Here is a 24,511-nt window from a genome sequence, read left to right as displayed (position 1 = left end):
CATCATGAATTCAGCTTACACCTGCAGGTCGAATTCATGGGTGTTCATCCCTGGATTGACCCTGCATTTTATAACCATTTACTTTAGTATGCATAAGCAAGTTTCATCGCTTGTAATTAGAGTATTAGGAGGGAATTGAATGAGCCAACAAAATTATAACCAATATGGGTATTACAGGTCGTACCCATCTTACGGAAATAAACAACCAAGTTATGGAGGGGCTCCGATGGGCGGCCCGATGCAGCCTGCTGTTTTCCCGCAAGCAGGTGCTATGCCTGGAGCAATGCCTGGAACCATGTTTCCACCTGCAGGAGCTGGAGCCGGTCCGATGTTTCCACCGACAGGGGCAGTACCAGGAACAGGAGCCCCCTCTATACCAGGCATGCTTCCGGTTGAACAATCCTATATTGAGAATATCCTTCGCTTGAACAAAGGAAAACTGGCAACTGTCTATGCGACTTTTGAAAATAATTCGCAATGGAATGCCAAAACTTTTGTCGGCATTATTGAAGCTGCCGGCAGGGACCATTTAATCCTAAGCAGTCCGGAAACAGGACAACGAATTTTACTTCCAATGGTTTATCTTGACTATGTCACATTTGACGAAGAGTTGGAATATGAGTACCCATTTGCTGCGCCTGCTGCAGCTGACCTTACTACTTATCCGCCGAGATAAGGAGAAAATAATACTTATTTTTGCTATAAAGCAAACCTTCCCTGTCACTTTATATCCAAAGCTGACCACTGATTAATATAAAAAGGAGTCTGACTATTCGTCAGACTCCCTTCTTTTTTCCTTATAAAAATTTCACTGCAGCAATAACAATTAACACCCAAGCAATAATGAACGACACACCGCCTAATGGTGTAATTGCTCCCAGCATGCTGATTTTTGTAATACTTAATACGTATAAGCTGCCGGAGAATAGTACGATTCCGACAAACATAAGCCAGCCAGACCATGACAATAAGGAGCTTGAATGAACCTTGCCAAGCAATAGCCCTACAATCAACAATCCTACAGCATGAAGCATTTGATAGGTTACGGCCTTTCCCCAAGTATCTAAATATTTTGGTTCAAGCTTTCCCTCCAGAATATGTGCACCAAATGCCCCTAAAGCAACAGATAAGGCGGCCATTATGGCCCCTAGAATAACAAATAATTTCATCCTTCTCTCCCTTTCCTAAAGTCTATACTTCGATTAATGCCTAGCTGCAGCGCCTACCCCCTCGATGGTCTAGACATATCCGTCAAGAAGGTTAAAGAACAGCCTTCTTGACGACTCGACTTATGCTTGAGGCCCGCAGGATGCGGGTCATGCAGACGTTGCCACAGGATGTGGTGCTTTTAGTCTGCGTTCCTCTCGTGAGCAAGGCGCTTCCGCTTTTCTTACTAAAAATCAAAAATTGAATCCCCATTTGCACCATCTTCTACTTCCAGCTTTTTTTGCGGCGGCTGAATCGTTACAGACTGTGGCTGAAAACTTATCGGTTGCTGTTGAAATGACACTGCCTGATGCGGTACAGCCGACCCGCTAACTTCCGCAGCTGCGTGTGATGGTGACTCTAAGATCAACTCACAAAGGGTCTTCATCGCATAGGCGTGTTCACGTATTTTTGCATCTGAACCCGTTTGCTTCGCTTCCTGCAGCTCTTTTCCGATTTTATCTAGAAGTTTGCCCACTGAAATATTCATCTTGACCTCCAGAGCATTCTGTTATTTTCTATATGTTGTTCACTCTTACGCTTTTCGAGTTTCTTTTACAGCATAGACTATCATATGAACCCTCTCTATTCTACATGAAATTACAGCAAATTACAGCCTTTGAGCCTTCCCTAGCCATCTGCTGCAAACGACAACAATTGAAACAATCCTAAACATGTTTCACGTGAAACAATTTCCTTTCAACAGCAATTTCCATTTCAATACATAAAAACTGCCTATAATCTTTCATTTCTGCATTATTTCTTCAAACTTTTACCGTAAACTATAACTATCTATTTTGAAATTAGGTGAATTTTTTTGAAAAAGCTTTCCGTGAAACTAGGAATTTTATTTTTCTTTATTATCTTTGGATTAGTCACATTTATGTTTTTCTTTTTACATAACGGCATCACTCAGTCAAGAGTTGAGGAAGAGCTAACTAGTTTGCAAAGCCGCGGAAATTCTCATCGCGACATTCTCGAGAAACATTTTGACCAGGATACGATTGCTCATGTTGTCTTAATGGAATCTGAAGCCGAAACAGATGTGGTCATTACCAATCAGGACGGGCAAATACTTAACTCTTCAGCGCCTGCAGAAGCATTTGTGAAATATTTAAAAGGGCCGCTTCCCTCTATTCCTAGCGAAGGGCGGGTTATTGAAGGACATTGGGAGGATGAGCCTTATATATCAACTGTTAGCCCTGTTGAAAAGGATGGACAGCTTGTCGGGCTTGTTTATATGTTTCAGGATACGGCATCCATTCATTCCATGATGAAACGATTGAACGAACATTTTGCTATCTCAGGATGGATTTCGGTTATTTTCACCATCGTGATTATTATTTTTCTGTCTAAAGGAATTACAAAGCCGTTGCTCAAAATGAAAGCAGCCACGAGAGAAATTAGTAAAGGAAATTATTCTGTATCCCTTCCTGATACCTATGATGATGAGATGGGAGAATTAGCGGAATCAATAGAAACATTAGCACGGGACCTGCAGTACTTAACCAAGCAGCGCAATGAATTTTTGGCTAGCATTTCCCACGAACTGCGGACACCCTTAACGTATATTAAAGGCTATGCTGATATATTACGAAAACAAGACCTGCCAAAAGAAGAAACAGAAAAGTACTTAACCATTATTGTAGATGAGGCAAACCGATTAACTCAATTAGTAAAGGAACTATTTGAATTGGCCAAGCTAGATCAGAATCAATTTGCAATAGTAAAGGAAAAGGTTGATTTACACCCCTTTTTTGAAAAAATAAAGCAGCGGTTGCTGCCCATTTTCCAGGAAAGCAAGATTGAATTTACTGTCAGCTGCCCGCCGAACCTTTATGTGATGGCGGACCCGCTGCGGTTAGAACAAATTCTCTTTAACCTATTAGATAATGCCAAGAAATACTCCCCAAATAACGGTGCAGTTGTTTTAAAAGCCTTGAAGCATAAAAATGAAGTTCATATTGTAGTTCAAGACCACGGTAAAGGCATTCCGGAAAAGGACTTACCTCTTATCTTTAACCGATTCTATCGTGTTGATAAAGCACGCACCCGCTCACTTGGAGGTTCAGGCCTTGGACTAGCGATTGTTAAAGAGCTTGTACATGCCCATGGTGCAGATATCACGGTCAGCAGTACAGAGAATGCCGGCACCTGCTTTGAAATTATTTTTAAAGGAGAAGTACGATGAAAAACATCCTATTCGTTGACGACGAACCCTTAATGTTAGATTTATTATCATTGTATCTAAGCCCGCGCGGCTATAACTGTATTAAAAAAGAATCAGCACTGGATGCAATCAGCTATTTAGAGTCCCATTCTGTTGATCTGATTTTGCTTGATATTATGATGCCCGAAATGGATGGGTTGGAGGCCTGCCGGGGAATCCGAAAACATTGGGATACACCCATCATTATGCTGACGGCTATGAGTGAAAAAGCGGATATCGTCAAAGGGCTGAATACTGGCGCGGATGATTACATTTCCAAGCCTTTTGATGAAGAAGAATTGTTGGCGAGAATTGAGGCCGTTTTACGGAGGAGAACAAAGAGCAAAGGCAATCTATCCTTTCAGGGACTTGTGTTAAATCAAGATTCTTTTCAACTCCATTATAAGGGACAGGAAATCCCCTTGACACCAAAGGAATTTGGCATGATCGGCCTATTTCTGAATAACCCCAATGTCGTCTTTACAAGAGAGCATTTGATTACCTCTGTTTGGGGGTACGGCGTTTCAACAGAGGACCGGACCATTGATTCACATGTCAGAAACCTGCGCGAAAAGCTTCGCAAAGCCGGCTTTCCTGCTGATAACCATTTACTCACCGTTTGGGGAGTTGGGTACAAGTGGGATGGGAAAGAATGATTGCAATGAAATAATCCCTTAAGTGGAACCCTAAAATTTTCATATAACCGTAACAACTTCTCCATTTTTTCTGCATACGTTCTGCAAATCTTTAAGCTATCATTAAGATAAGAAAGGGGCTGATCAATATGAAGAAAAAATTAGCAATTGGATTACTAACAGGCGCAATTCTATTGGGCGGGGCCAGCACCATGGCTTTTGCGCAGACAAATAACGATGTAAATGGAAATGGGTTATTTAACTTCGGACAGATGAAGCCTTATATGGAAAAAATGCATCCAGATTTATCAAATCAAGAATTAAAACAAATGTATGACTCCTGCCACAGTAATGGCGGTATGATGGAGAACGTTGATCCTGCTGATATGATGCCAAGCGGTACAACATCTGGTATGATGGATAGATTTTAGTTTTAAAAAAGGATTGGCTCTTCAGCAATCCTTTTTTCACGTAAACACAAGTCCACATTTCACTATAATCTGCTATTGTATTTCTTCCCTGAAATCATTTATGAATTCCCCTCTTTTGTTACCTTCACCGTGGCTCTTCTTCATTTTCGAGCACAAAAGATACACTCCTCTCGTTTAACAGAATCATTTAATACAAAAAATGACCTCTAGCTTCCACTAGAGATCATTTCATGCATAATCTATCCAATCTATTCCTCATGCTGCTCAATATTGGAATGCTCCGTACCGCCCTCAGGAGACTCTGCTAATCCTATATAAGCATAATATACACCGACAACGACCAGCAAATAGACAATAGCGGAAAGCGCCCATTTTTTCATCCGTTATCTCTCCTTTATAGTCTTACTTTTTGCAAACGAAGTGCATTTAACACAACCGATACTGAGCTGAACGCCATTGCCGCACCCGCAAGCCATGGTGCCAAGAAGCCAATCGCTGCAATGGGGATTCCAATCGAATTATAAGCTAATGCCCAGAATAGATTTTGCTTTATATTAATGATTGTCTTATGGCTCATTAAAATAGCATCAGCAATACTGTTTAAATCGCCGCGGATAAGTGTGATATCTGCCGCTTCCATGGCTACATCGGTTCCGGTACCAATCGCCATCCCAATATCAGCAACTGCAAGTGCTGGTGCATCATTGATTCCATCTCCAACCATCGCTACTTTCTTACCCTGCTGCTGAAGCTTCTTCACTTCTTCCGCTTTTCCTTCCGGCAGAACTTCCGCAATAACCGAATCAACTCCAGCCTCTTTTGCGATAGCATTAGCTGTTTGTTGATTGTCACCTGTAATCATGATTACTTCAAGCCCCATGTCTTTCATACGTTTAATCGCTTCTGTTGAAGTTTCCTTGATTGTATCAGCCACAGCAACAAGTCCGGCATAGACACCGTCCACTGCCGCCAGCATCGCTGTTTTCCCCTGCTTTTCAAGATCTTCCATGACATTAAGCACATGCCCAATCTCGACATTAAATTGTTTCATCAGCCTGCGTGTACCGACCAACACTTCTTTGCCATTTACCGTTGCTTTAATACCATAGCCGGGTATATTTTCAAAGGCAATTACATCTGAAAGTTCAATTGTCTTTTCCTTAACCCCTGCCACAATGGATTGCGCAAGCGGGTGCTCAGATTGCTTTTCAGCCGAACCTACGAGAGCTAAAAACTCTGCTTCATCCATATCTGTTACTACATCTGTAAGAACTGGCTTTCCGTTGGTAATCGTACCTGTTTTATCTAAAATGACCGTATTGATTCGGTGCGTCATTTCAAGATGCTCTCCGCCCTTAAAGAGAATGCCATATTCGGCAGCCCTACCGGAGCCTGCCATAATAGACGTTGGTGTGGCTAGACCAAGAGCACATGGGCAGGCAATCACAAGCACAGCAATCAGTTTTTCCAACGCTTCTGCAAAGTTACCCGGATTCACCCAGATATACCAAATCAAGAACGTAATTACGGCAATTCCGACAACGATTGGGACAAAGATTCCCGAGATAGAATCGGCCAAACGCTGGATTGGTGCTTTGGATCCCTGTGCTTCTTCAACCACTTTAATAATTTGAGCAAGTGCAGTTTCCTTGCCGACCTTGGTTGCCTTCATCTTTAAAAAGCCATTTTTATTAATCGTTGCACCAATAACGGTATCCCCGACTGTTTTATCAACCGGGACACTTTCACCAGTAATCATGGACTCATCCAATGCAGAGGTTCCTTCCAAGATTTCACCGTCAACAGGGATTTTCTCGCCTGGTTTGACTAATAAAATATCCCCTGTAACCACATCTTCAAGCGGAATCGTCATTTCCTCGCCATTCCGGACAACAGTGGCTGTCTTCGCCTGCAGACCCATGAGCTTCTTAATCGCTTCAGATGAGCGTCCCTTTGCTCTTGCTTCAAACAACTTTCCAAGGATTATTAACGTGATTAACACGGCACTTGTTTCAAAATAAAGCCCAACGGAGTGGGTACTTTTGCCAATGGTTTGAAGAGATAAATATACACTGTAGAAATAAGCTGCAGAGGTGCCCAGGGCCACGAGCACATCCATGTTCGCACTTTTATTTTTCAGTGCTTTATAGGCTCCTACATAAAACTGCTTCCCAATGATAAATTGGACAGGTGTTGCCAACAGCATTTGCACCCACGGATTCATAAAGGCCTCTGGTACATATAAGGAGGATGTAAAGCTGAAATGTCCAACCATGGCCCATAGCAGCGGTATGGAAAGGATTGCCGAGAAGATAAACTTCCCTTGCTGTTTGATAATTTCCTTTTGTCTATGATCAACGGCTTCTTGCTTTGTTTCATCACTTTTTACGATGGCGCCATAACCAAGGTTTTCTACCTTTTGGATCATATCTTTTACGGTAATGGTAGACGGATTATATTCAACTGTAGCTTTTTCCAAAGCTAGATTGACATTCGCTTGAATGACCCCATCCATTTTGTTTAAACCTTTTTCAATTCTGGCTGAACAAGCCGCACAGGTCATGCCTGTGATCTCTAATTCCTGCTTCTCCGTTACAACATCGTAGCCAAGGTCCCTGACTTTATTCTGAATGTCGACAGGTCCCAGTGCCGCCGCATCATATTTCACGGTAGCTGTTTCAAGAGCAAGATTCACATTCGCTTCCTGTACACCCTCCATTTTTTTCAAACCCTTTTCAATTCGAGTGGCACAGGCGGCACATGTCATACCGGTTATTTGAAACTGATTTTCAGCTGCTTTTCCAGCTGATTTTTCAGCTATCTTTTCACTCATTATTGTCACCTCATACCTATATAGGGTATATTCCATTTAAAAAGAGAGAGCGGGTGCTTCATGAAGCACATTCGCTCTTCATTAACCTACTTTACATCGTAACCTTGATCATCAATTGTTTCCTTGATGGCTTCTAACGTTACTTCATCTGCATTATACTCAACGTCAACTGATTTATTTTCTAGGCTTACTTTCACACTTGCAACACCATTTAATTTACCAACGCTGCCTTCTACCGCTTTTACGCAGTGACCGCAAGACATACCTTCAACATTAAGAGTTACTTTTTCCATTATGATCGTCTCCTTTTACTTTTTCATTAATTTTTGAACCGTTACCAACACTTCATCAACAACTTCTAAATCCCCGCTTTGAATGCGATCGACGACACACTCCTTCAAATGGGCTTCAAGAAGGATTTTTGCCACGCTGTTTAGGGCGGCTTGGGTAGCAGCAATCTGTGTAATGACATCGTCACAATAAGTATCTTTGTCAATTAACCGCTTTATGCCCCGAACCTGACCCTCAATCCGATTTAACCTGGATTCAAGGTTTTTCTTCATTTTGTCAGAATGATGACTCTTTCGCTCACTTGAATGGCTGCAGTTCTCTCCCTCAAGCAATGGGTCTTTCTCAAATTCGGATGACATCAAATATCCCTCCTCGATCTTTATTATAGTATACGGGGGTACCCTATGTAAAGTTCCTTTTTTTAAAAAATTTATTAAAATTTTTTCTGAATCCTTTTCCTTCACGGGATAGTTTATCCCAATTTGCAAATCTTAATGTTATTAGATAAACACATCCGAGGAGTACATCACATGACTTTGCTGCTCAAAATCCTAACCATCTATTTAATCACGATTGCCATCATGCGTTTAATGGGGAAATCGACGATTATTCAAATGACACCTTATGATTTAGTCGCGATTATTATCGTCGGTACGATAGCGTCAGAGCCTTTAATCAGCACAGAATTTTGGCCCACCTTATATGCGTTGGCCATTCTGACAGTGTTCCATCTGTTCTTTTCTTGGCTAACCTTAAGCCAATTCGCGAACCGCTTCTTTCTGGGCGAGCCCACCCTTCTCATCAAAAAAGGTGTCATCCTTGAAGATAATCTCGAAAAATCAAGACTGTCGGTTGCCCAGCTTCTATCCATCCTCAGAAGCAAAGGCTACCCGCAAATTGCCGATGTCGATTATGCGATGCTAGAGCCGATTGGTGAAGTAAGCATCATTCCAAAAGCGGAAAATACGCCTGTTACCGTTCAGCATATGGAAATATCGATTGATGATGAAGGCCTTCCGATTTCTGTTATTATTGATGGAAAAATTCAATACCGTAACTTGGCCTTATTGGGAAAATCGAAAGAATGGGTGATGGACTATTTAGATAAAAATAACGTGGCTGTAAAGGACATCATTTATGGTTACGTTAATGAAAAGTCTAAGAAAATGTATATTAATAGACGTTCGGATAAGCCCGATTAATTAAAAATCAAATACCTTGGGGGTGTACCTTTCCTAATTTTATACTCCCCCCACCTATCTTATTCCTTCTCTTCATTGTTCTATAAAGTGTATTTCGAAATATGATTTACAATGAAAGAAGGTGCTGCAATGGAAAACAAACCTTTTTTAATAACAAAAAAATTGCAACCGGAAAATCAAGAATCTCCCATTCACTTTCTGTCTCCATGGCTGACGCCAGCCAAGTACTTTTACCGTCGAAATCATTTTTCCTATCCTCCGCTGACTCCTCGGCATCTATGGCTGCAAATTAGTGGGAATGTATCACAGCCCCGTTCTTTTCATCTCTATGACATCCTTTCTATGCAGGCAAAATCACTCATTCTTCCCCTCGAATGCGCAGGTAATAAAAGAGCTCATTTTAATCCAAAAGTCTACGGAGAACAATGGAAGGACGGAGCGATTAGTCAAGGGAAATGGACGGGAGTCCCCTTAGCTCACCTGCTTGGACAAACAGGAATCTGTAATCAGACAAAGGAGGTTCTTTTTGAAGGAGTTGATTTTGGCAGAAAGCCCAATAAAGAAGACATGATTCCCTATAAAAGAAGTCTTCCGTTAGAAACAGCCTTACATCCCGATACCATTATTGCCTATATGTACAACGACAAACCAATTGATTATAAACGCGGCTATCCATTCCGATTGATTGTTCCAAACTGGTATGGAATGGCTTCTGTAAAATGGCTCACTAAGATTGAACTCATCAATGATTCCTTTAACGGACCGTTCCAAACAGATGATTATGTCTACTATCCGCATAAACATAACGACCATGATTCTTTTCCCGTTACGACTCAACAAGTGAACTCGATTATTCAACAGCCGCTACCATTTTCCTTATTAAATACAGGAGTTCATGAAATAAAAGGAATAGCCTGGAGTGGGAAAGGCATCATAACAGGGGTCGAAATCAGCTTAGACAATGGCGATACATGGCAGAGGACCGTTCTTGAGCGTTTGAATGAGCCTTATGCCTGGACGAAATGGTCCTTTTTGTGGCATGTGGAGAAAAAGGGAGAATACTCTATTTATGCAAGGGCAAAGGATTCACAAGGACGAATTCAGCCGATTCATGCCTTTTGGAACCGGAAAGGCTATGGATATAATGCCGTGTTGAAAGTGAACGTGAAAATTGAATAGTTTTTATAGGTGCAAGCATTTTTCTTTCGTTTTTTATTTACTCTCATTCATTTGTTTCAAATAGCAAAACTTTAAAACGATTATTTCTAGATTACTTTTATAAAAAAGCAGGCTGATTCTTCCCGCATCAGCCTGCTTTCTTGCATAGTTTAATGCCCGCTATGCCCTTCACCGGTTTCCTGAACAATCTCTAGCTTGTCATCAATGATTCCCTGCGTTTGGAAAGGAATGGCTGCATGGTCCCCGATGAGAAAAGCATGATTATACGGTCCTTCTGTTGGAGTGTCCTTGAACATTGGCTTAATGTCGGCGAGGAAATCATAGGTTTCCTGCTGCAATTCTCCCTTATCAAGCCAAATTAACGGCGCATGCTTTCCTAAATGGGAGAATGGCGCGGCAGCAATCGCTGCTTCTGGTGATTCAGTGGATACGAATGATACCCCATGGCCAGACCCTGTTAAGCCCCAGCCAAAGCCTGTCTCCTGATCTTTATACTTAGCAAATTCAATCGATGCTGCCACTGGATTTTTTGCGTCTGAGCCAATCCGCTGCACCTTGCCATATTCCTTTAATTGCTTTCCAAGGTCCTTCGAAATTACACTTTCAGGTCCTAGAATATAAATATTGGCTTTATTCTTTCTTTTTTCTAAAGCCTCTATCGTTTCTTCGGGAATTTCCGTTTCTGTTACATAAAGAATCGGTTCCGGCATATGAGCAATCCAGTTAACGGCCGGTATCGTGTACAGTTGATTGCTTTCTTCAGCTGAGGCGATGATTACCCCCTCAGGGTACCCCCCGGACACATCCGCATAAGCATCATCGATATTTTTGGCAAAATCAGCCGGATTTTCTCCTGTTATCCTTTCGACCTTATAGTCAGAGAGCTGACTAAGTACCGCTTCTGACACTTCCCCCATTACCATGACCTGGGTGCCGTTTGTATTTCCAATTGGATTCAATCGATTAATCTCATGCAAAATATTTTCCGGAATACGATCATTTTGGATAAATAACAATGGTCCGTTATTCGGATGGTGAATTAAATCGGTACTGGCCAATGCATTCTGCCAATTTCCTAATGGAGCTAAAATGACGGTCCCCGGCTGATTTTCCTTATGCGTTGCAGGCCAAATCGTTTGTGATACAAGGATAGATGTCTCAATTGGATTGCTCGTTGAAATTCTCGTCACATTTTTCGTATTCATCGTTAAAAGATTTTCTGAGGCATTTTCATTTATTTCTCCAGGAGCATTTGCGAATTTAGCCATGCTGCCGGAAGGTGTATTTTCAGTGTCCGTTTCCTGCTCTTCCTGGTTCGTTCCAACTGTCTCTTTTTTGGATGTTTCTGCTTGATCTTCATTGTTCGTGCATGCCCCAAGCACCACTAACAGCGCAGTTAATAATGTTACAAGTATTGCTTTTTTCATAACGATATACATTCCATATCCCCCTTATTTTCGTTCGAAATTAGGATAACCCATAAATATGCAGAATTTATGGACTTTTCCTATTACCGATGAGAAGCGCCGTTTTTTATTAATCCTATCTCCTTTATTTCCAACGCACTGTTACAATAGGTGGTTGATTTCCGCTCCAGACACTTCAATCAACCCGTTAATAAAAGTCAATAACATTATTTATCACAGTTATTTCCAAAAGGACTATCTCGTATTACTTCCTCTCCCATAAAAAAACTCACCGTTATCGGTGAGTGAGAAGAGTTTATTATCGGCTGGTACGTCCGCTGTAGCTGTGACGATGGGGCATCATACCGTCAACAGTGGTCAATCCGCTAAATTCATGGTAATGCCCCCCGCCTGGAAGCGGGATCGACGGACCGGTAGTGCCGCGAATTTGATGGCGGTGCTGATTGTCAATAGAGGTAAAGGTAAAATATTGATGAGTATGCTGCATGCCGCTTGGGGCTGGTTCCGTCGTGCCAGCATATCTGTGAGCATGGCCTCCATCAAAGGATGTAACCCCTCTAAATTCGTGAATATGGGCTGGGAGTTGCCTTCCGTCCCATGTAGTAATATAAAGATGATGTGAATGCATCGAGTCTGAATCATCAGCATGATACATATATCCAGTAACAGGGATTTCCATTAAACAAAACTCCTTTTGCCTTTTTTCATACTGTATGTGTTTCAGGCAAAAAGGGATTCAAATATTTAAAGTTATGATTCTAGATATTTATAAAAAAATAAATAACTTTTTCATCATCCATAAAATCTGCATATTTTTATCGTATCGTATAGAAAAGTAAGTGGATTGACCTCTCCTTGCTTTATAAAAACAAAATGGCGCCTGCATGGCGTCTTTTTATTTTTATTAGCTGCATTGTATTGGGAAAAATAATCTTCCCTATCATTCCTCTTTTTTCCCTCCTGCAAAAATAACCCAACCCTCATAAAACTTTGACGTATCTACTTTTTTCCTGCCAACGTAAAATGACATGTTTCACGTGAAACAAACATTATGGAACATAGTTCACCTTTTTACCTTGCATTGTCTGAATGCAGAAATCGATGCCAAGATTTGTTTTATGGATGACCTCAAATCAACCAATATCGTTTTAAGTAAAATCATCAAAAACTATCATTAAATGAAAGATAAAGAGCTTCGTATCTTTCAATCATTTTCTCGAGAGAAAAATACTGGTTCACTTTTTTGAGAGTATTTTCAGCTAAGTGATTTCGGAGGGACTGATGGTCGATTAGTGCTTTTAGACAGTCTGCTAATTGCTCTGAATTACTTTTTTCAAATAGAAAGCCGTTCTTCATATGCTCTATTTAATCAAGGATGCCGCCAACTTTACTGCAAACAGGAACACATCCGCATGCCATCGCTTCGGTTATTGAAAGGCCAAAGTTTTCAATTCTTGAAGATTGAACGAAAATATCAATATCTTGCAGTTCCTTTGCTAAGACATCCCTAGATACATGTCCTCTTAAGGATACCGGAAGATTTTCCTTTTTAATCATGCTTTGAAAAGCTTCTAATTCTGAGCCGGCACCAAACATCAAAACCTCATACTGATATCCTTCTTTTTTCAATATAGTGAGCGCATCTAGTAAAAGATCATAGCCTTTATGATATTCTAAAAAGCCGGAAGTAGCGATTCTGACAGGTAAATAACTCTTATCCTTAGGATGAAAAAGTGAAGTATCGATGCCGCTATGCACAACAACATGCTTCTCTTTTGCTATCGGAGGTAATTTAGGGTCAACAAAAGAAGAAACAGTTACGACTTTTTTGGGACATGTGACCGCATAATAATCTAGCTTCCGAAACAGCTCCTCTAAAGCGATGGAAGCTAAAAGTAAGTTAATTACTTGTCCACGGTCAATATCAATGGAAGGAATAATAGTTGGTATATTTGGTAATGACATTCGATACACCTCCTTTCCTTACTATACTATTCAGATTGGAAGTTTTAGAGATTCCTTGCAATAAGAATCCGCATTTAATTGGAAATAGGACATAACAAAACGCTGAACATCTATTCAACGCTTTATTATCATATGGTGATTCGTCCAGACGAGCTCCGTTTTATTCGTATCATGATTCCTAACTTTGGTTTTGAACCTGCCTCTGTTTTTTGTTTGTTGAATAAGGCTGGAAAGTACCTCTTGAAGTTCATGATTTATCGAGTCCGCTAAAGACAAATGAAGTGAGACCTTTTTTAAATCATCTATTGTCTCTTCTATTACTTCGTATTCCAGATTCTCGTCTTGGTTATCAATCATTGAATCTGAGTATCTTATGCATAAATCATTCTTGTTAAAATACATTTGCTGAAGATTAATAATTGATTTTAAAAAAGGGATTAAGCAAAAAATACAATAGTCTTCTTTGCTTTGACCATTGAATTCTTCAGATGATGAAAGAGCACGGGTCATTAATAAAGATGATGCTAATAATTTATCGATTGGTTTATGAACATTTACAATAGAATAAAGGCCATTCATATATTTATTTTCTAAATTGGGTTTCATTCTATCAACCACCTTTATTCTAGAGGATTAAACGGACTGCAAGGACTACAGGAGTTCTTTTGTTGGTGCTTTGGTTCTTTACAGTTTGGGCAATCTATCTCCAAAACGTTTTGTAATTTACGCAGTAAAAGCCATTCCTTCATTAGGACTGTTTCCACTAGCTGAGTAACAGATTTATTCAAAGCTAATATTTCTTGATTTGTCGGATTCGTTGAAAAATTTAAATCCTTACCGACAAATGCTTGAATCTTTTCAGCCTCAGCATTTAAGATGCGAGACAGCGCTGTTTCTTCTAAGGCAATTGATTCTAATAAGTCAATTTTTGTTTCATGTAAACATGGTCAATGGGGTTGTGGAGGGATAGTAGGCATACTCATATGAATCTTCCCTTTCTTAAACATCTAGTTGTATTTTATGGGGACGTAACCTAGAGTGTTACAGTATCTTCGGTAAAATTGTATGCCCAGTTACCGTGAAAAAGGAATTATCCTCGTCTTCAACACCTTTAAAAGATACCTCTCCTCTTTACATACAATTTATTTGAATATTAAGATACCCCTGTGATATACATAGATAAGATTCATATGATTCATATCATTGGAGTTGCTTTAGGAGGAAACACTCATGAATTCTTTCATTCTATTATTCATAGCCATCTTAAGCGAAGTCTTTGCCAGCTCCATGCTAAAGGCTGCTGATGGTTTTAAAAAGCTGCTGCCCTCTATGGGTGTCGTGGCTGGCTATGGATTTGCTTTTTATTTCCTATCACTATCCTTGAAAGTCCTACCTCTTGGCATGGCCTATGCCATATGGTCCGGGCTGGGAACAGCTTTAACCGCTTTAATAGGAGTCACCATCTATAAAGAGAATTTTAACAGCAAAACATTTTGGGGTTTAGCGCTTATCATTGGGGGCGTTATTCTATTAAACTTCGCGAACGGAGAATCCCATTCGGCTTAAAAGAATTGGAGGAAAAAAATGAAAGGCTATATTATGTTAGGCATTTCTATTATAAGTGAAATCTTTGCAACAACCATGCTCAAGCTATCAGAAGGATTTACCGTCCCCTTCCCATCCATTGGTGTCGTAATCGGATATGGATTATCCTTTTATTGCTTACCCTTATGTCTCAAAACGATTCCATTGAGCCTGGCCTATGCCATATGGTCTGGAGTCGGTACGGCATTAACTGCTTTAATTGGAGTCATAATTTGGGACGATCCTTTTAACTCACTCACCTTTGCTGGATTAGCACTTATTATCGGAGGCATTATTGTTTTACAATCGTCAAATAGGCCGGAAAAACTTGAAAACAAGCCGCAGAAGAGTAAGAATCTCATATGATCCTTACTCTTCTTTTCCTTTAAATCGTTAGAATCAATTAATTCCTTTGCCTTCAAAAATAAAATAACTCCTTTAAGAACAATATAAATGTATCAACATACTGTGGGAGCGTCTCATGATACAAGCCAGGACAGAGCAGGAATGGGTAACAAAATATATACAAGGGAAGAAACATCCGCTTCCGGTTGTATTAGGGACAAAAGGAACCTGGACAGGCAACGGAAAACCAATGGTTATTCTAATCGGTTTTACGATTGAGGATGTGCTGGTACTAGGTGATATCTATGGAGTGTCCCACCATCCTGTCAGGGAAATGAAGGAGAAGCAAGTAACCTACTATGCAATCAATATTATTGATAGGAAAAAGGTAAAGGAAATTATCGAGGAATGGAAGAAACCCTGAGAGTAAGCACGATTAAAAAAAGCGATACTCTTTTGAAAAGAATACCGCCCTACTGCTGTCATTTAAACATACATTAATATTTTTGAATCTTTGGCAACCCCTGACTCAATCGCTGCTTTTGACACCGCGTAGGCTACACTTTCAACGACACGTTTATCCAATGCACTTGGAATTACATAATCGCTTGTTAATTCATTATCCGGGATAATATTTGCAATCGCATAAGCTGCGGCAATCTTCATTTCTTCCGTAATGTCGGTTGCCCGAACATCAAGAGCGCCGCGGAAAATCCCTGGAAAAGCCAGAACATTATTTACTTGATTTGGAAAGTCAGAACGCCCTGTTCCTACTACTGCCGCTCCGGCAGCTAAAGCTTCGTCAGGGAGAATTTCCGGTGTTGGATTAGCCATGGCAAAAACTATTGGCTTTTCATTCATCATTCTAACCATATCCCCTGTCAACACACCAGGGCCCGAGACACCAATAAATACATCTGCATCTACAATAGCCTCTTGCAGACCGCCTCTTACCTTTCGATGATTCGTGACTTCAGCGATAAGTGTCTGGCTAGGATTCATCCATTCCTCTCCAGGACAAAGAATCCCTGCCCGATCAACAAGTGTAAGATCTTTCATCCCTGCTATCATTAACAGTTTGGCAATCGCAATGCCAGCAGATCCAGCTCCATTAATCACCACTTTCGCATGGTCCATATTCTTTTTCACCAAACGTAAAGCATTGATTACTGCTGCTAAAATAACAATGGCTGTCCCATGTTGATCATCATGAAATACAGGAATGCTTAGTTCCTTTTTCAGCCGTTCTTCAATTTCAAAGCATCTAGGTGCAGCAATATCTTCTAAATTAATGCCGCCAAAGGTTGGTTCCAATGCTTTAACAATATTGACAATTTCATCAACATTTTTTGTATTTAGACAGAGGGGAACAGCATCGATGCCCGCAAATTGATTGAATAGCAGAGACTTCCCTTCCATGACAGGCATAGCTGCTTCCGGCCCGATATCCCCTAAACCTAATACGGCTGTACCATCTGTTATGACTGCCACCATATTTCCGCGTCCAGTATATTCGTAAGATGCTTCTTTATCTTCAGCAATCGCTAAACAAGGTGCTGCAACACCTGGTGTATAGGAAAGACTCAGGTCTTCAGCAGAGTTTATTTTTACTTTACTAACTACGCGAATTTTACCGGCCAAATCTCTGTGTAATTGCATGGCTCTTTCTTTTATTGTATTATCACTCATGGTTTCCCACTCCTCTTCTATCCTTACATTCATCTAAACAAACCAGTCTATCTATATAGGGCTTATATTTATCTTTCATTTTTATTAGCTTAATGCTTTCATCAATAACGTTGCTAGAATAACCGTTGAAGCACCGCCAAGTCTTGTTGCAACCTGCGCAAATGGCATTAAAGACATACGGTTTGAAGCGGAAAGAATCGCTACATCCCCCGTACCGCCTAAACCACTGTGGCAGCCAGTTACAATTGCAGCGTCAACTGGGTACATTTTCATGAACTTTCCAACGAGATATCCTGTTCCTACCATCGCTAAAACAACGGATGCACAAACAATAATATAAGGAATCGTAACTAGTTTCACTACATCCTCTAATGGAATATATAAAAGGCCTAAACCAACCATTAATGGCCAAGTTAAACTTCCTGAAACAAATTTATATAAGTGAAAAGCACCTTGTTCCATTGAAGCAGGCATAACTGAAATCGCTTTAATAAGTGCTGCTAATATAATCATTAAGACTGGTCCTGGGATACCAAGGAACTCATGCGCCAAGCCTCCGAAGATAAACAAACTAGTTGCTATTAGCAATCCGGCGCCCATTAGTTGGAAATTAACCGGTTTGTTAATGGTTGTATCTTCTGTCATTCCGTCTCCGCCTTTTGCTTTAACCAACACACCATTTCCAGAAAGATGCGGCTTCTTTTCACCAACTCTCATTAAAACACCTGCACAAATAACGGCTACAATATTTCCAATAACAGCAGCTGGAACCATTTGAGCAACAAAGGTTTCCGCAGAATCTCCTAAAATTGAAGAATAGGCTAAGGATAAAGGTAAGATCCCTTCACCAATTCCGCCGCCAATAATCGGAACAATAATATAAAATAAGGTATGCTTCCATTCATAACCGAATAATGTACCGACTCCTATTCCTACGACTACTGAAGCAATGGTTCCTAAAACAAGTGGAACAAACATTTTTACTAACCCTTGAATCAATGCACTTCTGTTCATTCCCAAGATGCTTCCAGATACTAAAATGGCAATATATAAATATAGAAAATTTGAAGTTTTCATTAAGGTATGTGCTGCATCCATCGCAGCGGGATTAACAAGATCTAAGAAAACGAGCGTTGATGGGACTAATAAAGCTAAGATAGCCGGCCCGCCAATATCTTTTAAAATAGGAATTTTCATTCCGAGGTCACCAAGTAGAATACCTATGATCATAATTACTGCGAAACCGCCAATCATATCATTAGGCAGCGACCCCCTGTATGATGCTCCAAGAATAATGGCTGCTAAAATAATATAAAGTGGTATTGGTATAATTCCTATCTTATAATGTGCTATTTTTGATAAGAGACTCTGACCCCCATCAGTTGACTCTATATGTGGAATCGTTTCCAACTTTCTTGCTGGTTCCATGTTCATTCCCCCCTAATCATTTATAAACCAATCATATTCGCAATCAGGGTTTTGGAATAGTTTATGTAATTAATGTAAGCGTTTCAGAAACCATAAAAAAGTAAGCAGCCTTTTAGCTGCTTACAAATATTTTTTTATTAAGTTCTCCTCAGATTTATTTATTTCATACTGGTATACCGGTCTGCCAACTGTACCGTAGATAATACGTTCCCTCAATACGCCAATGTCCGTTAAAAACTTTAAGTATTTCCTGACAGAGACGCGGGAAATCCCTACTATTTTCACAATGTCCTCCGTTGAAAAGTGTTCTTCCTTATGCGAACTGATTGCTTCCCAAACCTGCTTCAGTGTATTATTAGTCAATCCTTTTGGAAGATCCTCTATAACTGTCTTTTCCTCGATATGGAAAAATTGTCGATCTAATTCTTTTTGACTTATTACTTGTTGATCCTTTATAAACCTTGCTTTTTCCTTATAGGCAGTCAGGGTTGTATTTAAACGTTCAAACTCAAACGGCTTAATTAAATAATCAACCACTCCATATCTAATTGCTTTTTGTATCCTCTCAATATCTGAAGCAGCGGAAATGATAATGACATCTATATCCATTTCATTTTCCCGTAAATAAATCAACAGCTCTAATCCATTCTTACCCGGCATAAAAATGTCCAACAGAATCAAATCGACTGTCTGTTTTTGAAGCACCTCTATTGCCGCATCAACTGTAGCGGAAACAGCAACTAACTGGAATCCTTTTATTTCTCCAATGTATCGTTTATTAAATTCCGCAACCATTGGGTCATCTTCTACAATCATTGTCCGAATCATTTTTTCCTCCCCCTTAACTGTTGTATGGAATATATACGACAAACTCAGTACCTTGACCGGGTTTAGAGGAAATAATAAATTCACCCTCTAATTTATTTATCGATTGTATGACTAAATGCAGGCCAAAGCCTCTATTCTGTCCTTTTGTCGAGTATCCTTTTTGCAGGACTTTATTTTGCTCCTCCTCTGTCATTCCCGTCCCGGTATCCGAAACCTCTATTGTTAAAATATCGTCAGCATATTCAAAAATAGCTTCGACTTTTTTGATTGGGCAATCCATTACAGCATCTATCGCATTATCAATTAAGTTCCCTACAATGGTAATTAACTCATGAACCATTTCATAATTCTGCGGCTTAGGAATAGGACGCTCGCTTGAAAAATGAAGCTCCACACCGGCCTCCCTTGCATAGCTTAATTTACCAATTAAGAAGCCTGCCAGAACGGGTTCTTGCATCATTTGGGACACTAAATTAATTTCATTGCTGCGATGATTAACTGTTTCACTGATATATTGTGACAGCTGATCATAATTCTTCATATGGACCATGCCAAGAATCACATGAAGCTTATTCATGAACTCATGTGCCTGAGCTCGCAATGCATCTGCATAAAGCTGTACACCTGTTAGCTGCCCTGCCAATTGACGCACTTCCGTCTTATCACGGAAAGTAGAAATGGCACCAACTGTTTTTTTATTTAAGACAATAGGAACCCGATTGACCAATAATATAACTCCATTGATTTCCTGCTCCTGATCGAGTTCTGCCTCTCCTGTTCTAATCACATCGGTCATACGAGATGTAGACATATAAATATTAACATCTTTTCCTATCGGCTGATCATCAAGCCCCGCCTTTTTAAAGATTGATAACGCAGATTTATTGACTAGTGTAATGCGGGAATCTTGATCAGTGGCGATAATCCCTTCACGTACAGAGTTCAACATCGCACTTCGTTCTTCCACTAATCTAGCAATTTGAATAGGTTCTAATCCTAACAAAATTTTCTTTATGTATCTTGCTAAAACAACAGCTCCAATTACTCCTATTAATAACCCGAGACCAATCCCTATTAAGATTCCTTTGCGGCTTTTATCCACTGCCTTTTCCACATCTTTAAGCGTGATCCCAACGGCTACGGCACCGACTTGTTTTCCATTATCAATAACGGGTGTAAAGGACCTTAATGAATGACCTAACGTACCTTTAGAGATAGAGACATGCTCTTTTCCCTGTAAAACAGGACCCTCATCACCACCTCTAAAATGTTTACCCACTTTACTGCTGTCTGGATGAGATTTTCGTATTCCATCCATATCCATGACCACAACAAATTCTACATTTGTAGCAGCTTTAATGTCATTTGCAAACGTTTGGATATCTGATTCATCCCGCTCGCCACTCAGCCCTTCCATAACAAGCGGACTTAGCGCTACCATTCTGGCAACATTGGTTGCTTTTTCAGACTGACTGTTCTCAACTGTATCAGCTACTAGTTGGCTGATTAAGATTTCCGTTATCAAAAGTGAAATAAATACGACAGCTAAAACAAAAAAGATGATGCTATTTTGTAAACTTAGCTTTCCTCTATGCATATTTTCCCCCTAAGAATTGATGTTCAACATTGGCTTGTTATCGTTACATTCTCCTGATCGTTATTTAGCATTTAACTTATTCACTATACCATTCTCTTGTATCCCCTTTTAAGCATAAAAAAGGAGATAAGCCTATTGTAAGACTTATCTCCTTTTGAGAACTTATTTTTATAAAAGCAGCAGTCCGTCCAAATCCATAATTTCAATATTCCGCTGTCCCTTCTGCTTGATATAACCGGCCACTTCAAGATCCCCCAGCTTACGGCTGATGGTTTCCGGAGTTGTACCTAAATAGGAAGCCAAATCCTTTTTGCTCATTGGAAGCGTCAATTCAGTTGAATCCCTTTCTAGGCACTCAGCAAGAAAGAGTGCAATCCTTGTCTCTACTTTTTCCGTTGCAAACCGTGTTGTCTGCTTCTCCGACTGCTCTAAGCGGCTGGAGAACTCGGATAGAATTTTTAACGAAATAGATGGATATTTCAAAAGAAACTCCTGCAGGTCCGAACGTCTAATCATACAAACCTGCGTATCTATTATTGCCTCTGCATATGATTCGTGAACCCCTTCATTAAACAAGGCAAGCTCGCCTGTAAAATCACCTGGATTCAAGATTCGGACAAGCTGTTCCTTGCCGGATTCAGATAGGCGGTAAATTTTAATTTTCCCTTTGCTTACAATATAAAGCGAGTCAGACTGTTCGCCCGCCTTATATATCATTTCTCCTCTTTTATAGGAGGAAGACCTGGCTGTTGTCATAACTTCATTCATCTGTTCGTTTTCTAAATGATTGAAAATTGGCACCAAGGTAATACACTGTTTGTGATTGTCATGGGTATGACACTGGGCATAGTCATGCATCTCCATTCCTTTCACCCCTTTACTCCGTCTGCAGGCATCTATTACATCGTGATTCAGTCTTTTTCTTCTTTTTATTATATCTGATTAATCTCATTGCATTTAAAATAACCAACAGCACACTTACCTCGTGGATAAACATTCCGGATGACAGATGAACGGATTCGGCTAACACTCCAGCAAGCAGAACAAAGACAATACCGACTGCAAAGAACGTATTCTGCTTTATATTCGAGATTGTTGCTTTCGATAGAGAATGGGCATGTGATAGCTGCTCAAGCTTGTCCGCCATTAAGACAACATCTGCTGTTTCCATCGCTGCATCTGTGCCGCCTTCTCCCATCGCCAGTCCAATATCTGCCGTCGCAATCGCCGGTGCGTCATTGATTCCGTCTCCCGCCATTGCAACAACATGGCCTGCTTCCTTTAATTTCTTTATATATTCTACTTTATTTTCCGGTAATAATTCTGCGTGATATTCATCGATTCCTAATTTCTGTGCCAAAAGTGCAGCTGTATGCTTGTTATCACCTGTCAGCATGACGATTTTCTTAATACCGTTTTTCCTCATCTCAGCTAATGCTTCGGCTGCGTCCTCACGAATCTGATCAGCAATGGAAATGACACCGGCCATTTTCCCATCTATCGCTGTGAAAACAGCAGTATTTCCACTCTTTTCTTGCTTTTCTGCATAGCTTTCCACTTCCTTTGAAATCTCGATATTTTCTTTCATCATCAGCTTACGGTTCCCAACCGCGAAAAAATGTCCATCCACGATTGCTGTCATTCCATTTCCTTTGATGATACTGCCACTCTCCGGCTTCTCTTCGATATTTAAGTTTTGGGCTTTAGCTTCTTTTACAATCGTCTGCCCTAGATGATGCTCAGAAATGGTTTCCGCCTGTGCTGTTAATTGCAGGAATTGCTCTTCTTCTAGTGTTGAGTCAAACAGTTTAATATCCGTTACTTCAGGCTTTCCTTTTGTCAACGTACCTGTTTTATCAAACACAAGTATGTCCACTTTCGAGAAGAGATCCATGACTTCTCCGCCCTTTACAAGCACGCCGTTTTTCGCTCCATTCCCAATTCCGGCTACTGTTGACACCGGAGCTCCAATCACCAAGGCACCCGGGCAGGCTACAACCAGGAAGGTGATTGCTGTGTGAAAATCTCTCGTCAAAATGTAGACAATGATAGACAAGATAACAACTGACGGTGTATAAATAGTAGAAAACTTATTGAGGAATTTCTCTGTTTTTGACTTCGATTCTTGTGCTTCCTCTACCAATTCAATAATTTTAGCAAAAGTGGTATCATCGCCAACCTTCTCTGCTCTTATTTCAAGATAGCCATTGTCCACAATCGTACCGCTAAACACTTTATCATCGGCTTTCTTCGTTCGAGGTACAGATTCTCCTGTGATGGCCGCTTCATTTAAAGAGGCATGGCCGGAGATTATGATACCGTCCACCGGAACCTTTCCGCCAGAACGAATAATGACTGTGTCACCGACCTCTACGTTCTCCACTGGTATACTCGCTTGGTTCCCATCTCGGAGTACAACAGCCTCCTGTGGTGCCATATCAACCAGCTCTTTGAGGGATGAGCGTGTTTTTTCCAACGTCTTTTTTTCCAAATAATCGCCGAATAAAAATAGAAAGGTAACCACCGCTGACTCCGTATACTCCTGAATAACAAGAGCACCTATCACCGCAATAGTCACTAATAATTCAATACTAAATGCCTTCATTCTCAGTCCCTGAAACGCTTTTATAAAAATAGGCACACTAGCAATGACGGTTGCAAGAATAAGCGCAATGGTTTTCATTGTGCTGCTTCCGGATAATCCAGCTGTCATTCCCGCGACAATGAGAATAAAGGAAACAGCGGTTAAATGCGATTTAATTTTGTTTATGGCAATGAGCATGTTGTTATCTCTCCTTTATGTTTTTGAAATCCGTTGTGTTATACCTAAATCTTAGACTTCTTTTCTTTTAAAAGAATTGACGAGCATCAAGATTGGTACCTTTTTTCGGCAAAATAAAAGACTTATAATCATCAGCATTGCCGTGACTATAAGTCTCCTCTTTCTCTATAAACCTATGATACCTTTGCTGATAATACCTCATAACCCAGCTTTTCAATTGTTTTCTCCAGCTGAGCCGCTTCCACTCTTGTTCCATCAAATTCTGTTTTTACCTTGCTGGAATTAAATAGTACTTTAACAGATTCTACTCCTGCCGTTTTCGTAAGCATGGATTCAATCTTTTTAATACAAGACGGGCATGTAAGAGGTTCTAGTTGAAATACTGCTTTTGTCATATTTGAATTTCCTCCTCCGATTGATGATGTCTTTATTGTAGAGGAGTTTTGAGTGAAAAGAATTGATAAGAATCAAGTTTGAGATTTTAGTGAGACCCTTTTCTATCTCAGGCATCAAGTATCCACTCTAATTTTGTTCATATCCTTGAAAATGACTGTTTTCTTTTGTATACCTATGCAACGGGTTCCCAAATGATCTTTTCAGGCTATATCACCGGTACTATCCACCCTCCATAGTTCCCCATTGAAGTTTTCTGACCACCCAACCGGCACTATCAATTCCCCATAGTTCCCAACTAAGCTTTTCTGACCACCTCACCGGCACTATCCACCCTCCATAGTTCCCAACTAAGCTTTTCTGACTACCTCACCGGCACTATCAACCCTCCATAGTTCCCCATTGAAGTTTTCTGACCACCCAACCGGCACTATCAATTCCCCATAGTTCCCAACTAAGCTTTTCGGACCACCTCACCGGCACTATC

At 40.4% G+C, this 24,511-nt stretch carries 26 protein-coding genes; 9 read left to right on the top strand and 17 right to left on the bottom strand.

Annotation, left to right across the window (positions count from 1 at the left end; genetic code table 11):
- The first annotated feature begins 139 nt into the window (after positions 1-139).
- Positions 140-676 (top strand): spore coat protein GerQ, encoded by a 537-nt coding sequence (gene gerQ, locus F4V44_RS25650; RefSeq protein WP_150442819.1) that lies wholly within the window; start codon positions 140-142, stop codon positions 674-676.
- A gap of 121 nt (positions 677-797) precedes the next feature.
- On the opposite strand, the gene F4V44_RS25645 is transcribed toward gerQ, so the two are convergent.
- Entirely contained in the window at positions 798-1,169 is a 372-nt protein-coding gene (locus F4V44_RS25645) for a DUF423 domain-containing protein (RefSeq protein WP_150442818.1), read from the bottom strand.
- A 224-nt stretch (positions 1,170-1,393) separates the two neighbouring features.
- Positions 1,394-1,696, bottom strand: a complete 303-nt coding sequence (locus F4V44_RS25640) for a YwdI family protein (RefSeq protein WP_150442817.1) — start codon at positions 1,694-1,696, stop codon at positions 1,394-1,396.
- A gap of 327 nt (positions 1,697-2,023) precedes the next feature.
- Between F4V44_RS25640 and F4V44_RS25635 the strand changes: the two genes are divergently transcribed.
- The 3 genes from F4V44_RS25635 (at position 2,024) to F4V44_RS25625 (ending at position 4,481) form a co-directional block, all read left to right on the top strand.
- Positions 2,024-3,397, top strand: coding sequence for a sensor histidine kinase (locus tag F4V44_RS25635; protein ID WP_150442816.1), 1,374 nt, complete (start codon positions 2,024-2,026; stop codon positions 3,395-3,397).
- Positions 3,394-4,071, top strand: coding sequence for a response regulator transcription factor (locus tag F4V44_RS25630; RefSeq protein ID WP_150442815.1), 678 nt, complete (start codon positions 3,394-3,396; stop codon positions 4,069-4,071). The genes F4V44_RS25635 and F4V44_RS25630 overlap by 4 nt, the downstream gene beginning before the upstream one ends.
- A 128-nt stretch (positions 4,072-4,199) precedes the next feature.
- A complete protein-coding gene (locus tag F4V44_RS25625) occupies positions 4,200-4,481 on the top strand; it encodes a hypothetical protein (RefSeq protein WP_150442814.1) in 282 nt (93 codons plus the stop codon).
- Positions 4,482-4,729: 248 nt separating this feature from the next.
- Here the strand turns inward: F4V44_RS25625 and F4V44_RS28215 are convergent, their stop codons facing one another.
- From F4V44_RS28215 to F4V44_RS25610, 4 genes are all read right to left on the bottom strand, one after another.
- A complete protein-coding gene (locus tag F4V44_RS28215) occupies positions 4,730-4,861 on the bottom strand; it encodes a hypothetical protein (RefSeq protein WP_263406686.1) in 132 nt (43 codons plus the stop codon).
- Between the two features lie 14 nt (positions 4,862-4,875).
- The gene (locus tag F4V44_RS25620; RefSeq protein WP_150442813.1) at positions 4,876-7,314 is read right to left on the bottom strand and encodes a heavy metal translocating P-type ATPase; all 2,439 of its coding nucleotides are present in this window, start codon (positions 7,312-7,314) and stop codon (positions 4,876-4,878) included.
- An 86-nt stretch (positions 7,315-7,400) separates the two neighbouring features.
- Entirely contained in the window at positions 7,401-7,607 is a 207-nt protein-coding gene (gene copZ / locus F4V44_RS25615) for a copper chaperone CopZ (RefSeq protein ID WP_150442812.1), read from the bottom strand.
- A gap of 15 nt (positions 7,608-7,622) precedes the next feature.
- A complete protein-coding gene (locus F4V44_RS25610) occupies positions 7,623-7,964 on the bottom strand; it encodes a metal-sensitive transcriptional regulator (protein WP_150442811.1) in 342 nt (113 codons plus the stop codon).
- A gap of 171 nt (positions 7,965-8,135) precedes the next feature.
- On the opposite strand from F4V44_RS25610, the gene F4V44_RS25605 reads away from it, so the two are divergent.
- Both F4V44_RS25605 and F4V44_RS25600 read left to right on the top strand, forming a co-directional pair.
- The gene (locus tag F4V44_RS25605) at positions 8,136-8,807 is read left to right on the top strand and encodes a DUF421 domain-containing protein (RefSeq protein ID WP_150442810.1); all 672 of its coding nucleotides are present in this window, start codon (positions 8,136-8,138) and stop codon (positions 8,805-8,807) included.
- A 129-nt stretch (positions 8,808-8,936) separates the two neighbouring features.
- Entirely contained in the window at positions 8,937-9,986 is a 1,050-nt protein-coding gene (locus F4V44_RS25600; protein WP_150442809.1) for a sulfite oxidase, read from the top strand.
- A 149-nt stretch (positions 9,987-10,135) separates the two neighbouring features.
- Here F4V44_RS25600 and F4V44_RS25595 read toward each other — a convergent pair whose 3' ends face one another.
- The 4 genes from F4V44_RS25595 to F4V44_RS25580 all read right to left on the bottom strand — a co-directional run bounded on the left by F4V44_RS25595 (position 10,136) and on the right by F4V44_RS25580 (position 13,984).
- Entirely contained in the window at positions 10,136-11,413 is a 1,278-nt protein-coding gene (locus tag F4V44_RS25595) for a cell wall-binding repeat-containing protein (RefSeq protein WP_150442832.1), read from the bottom strand.
- Between the two features lie 298 nt (positions 11,414-11,711).
- Complete coding sequence (locus F4V44_RS25590) at positions 11,712-12,092, bottom strand: YmaF family protein (protein WP_150442808.1); 381 nt, start codon at positions 12,090-12,092, stop codon at positions 11,712-11,714.
- 686 nt (positions 12,093-12,778) lie between these two features.
- Complete coding sequence (locus F4V44_RS25585) at positions 12,779-13,378, bottom strand: glycosyltransferase family 4 protein (RefSeq protein WP_150442807.1); 600 nt, start codon at positions 13,376-13,378, stop codon at positions 12,779-12,781.
- A gap of 114 nt (positions 13,379-13,492) precedes the next feature.
- Positions 13,493-13,984: a hypothetical protein gene (locus F4V44_RS25580; RefSeq protein WP_150442806.1), complete on the bottom strand. Its 492-nt coding sequence runs from the start codon at positions 13,982-13,984 to the stop codon at positions 13,493-13,495.
- A 624-nt stretch (positions 13,985-14,608) separates the two neighbouring features.
- On the opposite strand from F4V44_RS25580, the gene F4V44_RS25570 reads away from it, so the two are divergent.
- The 3 genes from F4V44_RS25570 (at position 14,609) to F4V44_RS25560 (ending at position 15,731) form a co-directional block, all read left to right on the top strand.
- Positions 14,609-14,944, top strand: a complete 336-nt coding sequence (locus tag F4V44_RS25570) for a DMT family transporter (RefSeq protein ID WP_150442805.1) — start codon at positions 14,609-14,611, stop codon at positions 14,942-14,944.
- 18 nt (positions 14,945-14,962) lie between these two features.
- Positions 14,963-15,328 (top strand): DMT family transporter, encoded by a 366-nt coding sequence (locus F4V44_RS25565; protein WP_150442804.1) that lies wholly within the window; start codon positions 14,963-14,965, stop codon positions 15,326-15,328.
- A 115-nt stretch (positions 15,329-15,443) separates the two neighbouring features.
- Positions 15,444-15,731: a hypothetical protein gene (locus F4V44_RS25560; protein ID WP_150442803.1), complete on the top strand. Its 288-nt coding sequence runs from the start codon at positions 15,444-15,446 to the stop codon at positions 15,729-15,731.
- 62 nt (positions 15,732-15,793) lie between these two features.
- Here F4V44_RS25560 and F4V44_RS25555 read toward each other — a convergent pair whose 3' ends face one another.
- From F4V44_RS25555 to F4V44_RS25525, 7 genes are all read right to left on the bottom strand, one after another.
- Entirely contained in the window at positions 15,794-16,996 is a 1,203-nt protein-coding gene (locus F4V44_RS25555) for an NAD(P)-dependent malic enzyme (protein ID WP_150442802.1), read from the bottom strand.
- Positions 16,997-17,080: 84 nt separating this feature from the next.
- Positions 17,081-18,424: a 2-hydroxycarboxylate transporter family protein gene (locus tag F4V44_RS25550; RefSeq protein ID WP_150442801.1), complete on the bottom strand. Its 1,344-nt coding sequence runs from the start codon at positions 18,422-18,424 to the stop codon at positions 17,081-17,083.
- A gap of 120 nt (positions 18,425-18,544) precedes the next feature.
- Positions 18,545-19,252: a response regulator gene (locus tag F4V44_RS25545; protein WP_150442800.1), complete on the bottom strand. Its 708-nt coding sequence runs from the start codon at positions 19,250-19,252 to the stop codon at positions 18,545-18,547.
- Positions 19,253-19,265: 13 nt separating this feature from the next.
- Entirely contained in the window at positions 19,266-20,849 is a 1,584-nt protein-coding gene (gene dcuS / locus F4V44_RS25540) for a DcuS/MalK family sensor histidine kinase (protein WP_150442799.1), read from the bottom strand.
- 168 nt (positions 20,850-21,017) lie between these two features.
- Positions 21,018-21,713: a Crp/Fnr family transcriptional regulator gene (locus tag F4V44_RS25535; protein WP_223882035.1), complete on the bottom strand. Its 696-nt coding sequence runs from the start codon at positions 21,711-21,713 to the stop codon at positions 21,018-21,020.
- A 13-nt stretch (positions 21,714-21,726) separates the two neighbouring features.
- Positions 21,727-23,631, bottom strand: coding sequence for a heavy metal translocating P-type ATPase (locus tag F4V44_RS25530; protein WP_150442798.1), 1,905 nt, complete (start codon positions 23,629-23,631; stop codon positions 21,727-21,729).
- 173 nt (positions 23,632-23,804) lie between these two features.
- On the bottom strand, positions 23,805-24,026 hold the full coding sequence (locus F4V44_RS25525) for a heavy-metal-associated domain-containing protein (RefSeq protein ID WP_150442797.1): 222 nt from the start codon (positions 24,024-24,026) through the stop codon (positions 23,805-23,807).
- Positions 24,027-24,511 lie beyond the last annotated feature (485 nt).

The sequence above is a fragment of the Niallia endozanthoxylica genome (assembly GCF_008710145.1).
Taxonomy (GTDB): domain Bacteria; phylum Bacillota; class Bacilli; order Bacillales; family Cytobacillaceae; genus Bacillus_BD; species Bacillus_BD endozanthoxylica.
The sequence above is the reverse complement of the archived record's forward strand: the minus strand, read 5'-3'. Positions and strand labels throughout refer to the sequence as shown.

Coding starts and splice junctions, on each gene's coding strand:
- F4V44_RS25570 (WP_150442805.1), top strand. CDS start 14,609: ATGAATTCTTTCATTCTATTATTCATAGCCATCTTAAGCGAAGTCTTT.
- F4V44_RS25535 (WP_223882035.1), bottom strand. CDS start 21,713: ATGGAGATGCATGACTATGCCCAGTGTCATACCCATGACAATCACAAA.
- F4V44_RS25625 (WP_150442814.1), top strand. CDS start 4,200: ATGAAGAAAAAATTAGCAATTGGATTACTAACAGGCGCAATTCTATTG.
- F4V44_RS25630 (WP_150442815.1), top strand. CDS start 3,394: ATGAAAAACATCCTATTCGTTGACGACGAACCCTTAATGTTAGATTTA.
- F4V44_RS28215 (WP_263406686.1), bottom strand. CDS start 4,861: ATGAAAAAATGGGCGCTTTCCGCTATTGTCTATTTGCTGGTCGTTGTC.
- dcuS (WP_150442799.1), bottom strand. CDS start 20,849: ATGCATAGAGGAAAGCTAAGTTTACAAAATAGCATCATCTTTTTTGTT.
- F4V44_RS25645 (WP_150442818.1), bottom strand. CDS start 1,169: ATGAAATTATTTGTTATTCTAGGGGCCATAATGGCCGCCTTATCTGTT.
- F4V44_RS25605 (WP_150442810.1), top strand. CDS start 8,136: ATGACTTTGCTGCTCAAAATCCTAACCATCTATTTAATCACGATTGCC.
- gerQ (WP_150442819.1), top strand. CDS start 140: ATGAGCCAACAAAATTATAACCAATATGGGTATTACAGGTCGTACCCA.
- F4V44_RS25595 (WP_150442832.1), bottom strand. CDS start 11,413: ATGAAAAAAGCAATACTTGTAACATTATTAACTGCGCTGTTAGTGGTG.
- F4V44_RS25545 (WP_150442800.1), bottom strand. CDS start 19,252: ATGATTCGGACAATGATTGTAGAAGATGACCCAATGGTTGCGGAATTT.
- F4V44_RS25580 (WP_150442806.1), bottom strand. CDS start 13,984: ATGAAACCCAATTTAGAAAATAAATATATGAATGGCCTTTATTCTATT.
- F4V44_RS25640 (WP_150442817.1), bottom strand. CDS start 1,696: ATGAATATTTCAGTGGGCAAACTTCTAGATAAAATCGGAAAAGAGCTG.
- F4V44_RS25620 (WP_150442813.1), bottom strand. CDS start 7,314: ATGAGTGAAAAGATAGCTGAAAAATCAGCTGGAAAAGCAGCTGAAAAT.
- F4V44_RS25525 (WP_150442797.1), bottom strand. CDS start 24,026: ATGACAAAAGCAGTATTTCAACTAGAACCTCTTACATGCCCGTCTTGT.
- F4V44_RS25610 (WP_150442811.1), bottom strand. CDS start 7,964: ATGTCATCCGAATTTGAGAAAGACCCATTGCTTGAGGGAGAGAACTGC.
- copZ (WP_150442812.1), bottom strand. CDS start 7,607: ATGGAAAAAGTAACTCTTAATGTTGAAGGTATGTCTTGCGGTCACTGC.
- F4V44_RS25590 (WP_150442808.1), bottom strand. CDS start 12,092: ATGGAAATCCCTGTTACTGGATATATGTATCATGCTGATGATTCAGAC.
- F4V44_RS25565 (WP_150442804.1), top strand. CDS start 14,963: ATGAAAGGCTATATTATGTTAGGCATTTCTATTATAAGTGAAATCTTT.
- F4V44_RS25560 (WP_150442803.1), top strand. CDS start 15,444: ATGATACAAGCCAGGACAGAGCAGGAATGGGTAACAAAATATATACAA.
- F4V44_RS25555 (WP_150442802.1), bottom strand. CDS start 16,996: ATGAGTGATAATACAATAAAAGAAAGAGCCATGCAATTACACAGAGAT.
- F4V44_RS25585 (WP_150442807.1), bottom strand. CDS start 13,378: ATGTCATTACCAAATATACCAACTATTATTCCTTCCATTGATATTGAC.
- F4V44_RS25600 (WP_150442809.1), top strand. CDS start 8,937: ATGGAAAACAAACCTTTTTTAATAACAAAAAAATTGCAACCGGAAAAT.
- F4V44_RS25530 (WP_150442798.1), bottom strand. CDS start 23,631: ATGCTCATTGCCATAAACAAAATTAAATCGCATTTAACCGCTGTTTCC.
- F4V44_RS25550 (WP_150442801.1), bottom strand. CDS start 18,424: ATGGAACCAGCAAGAAAGTTGGAAACGATTCCACATATAGAGTCAACT.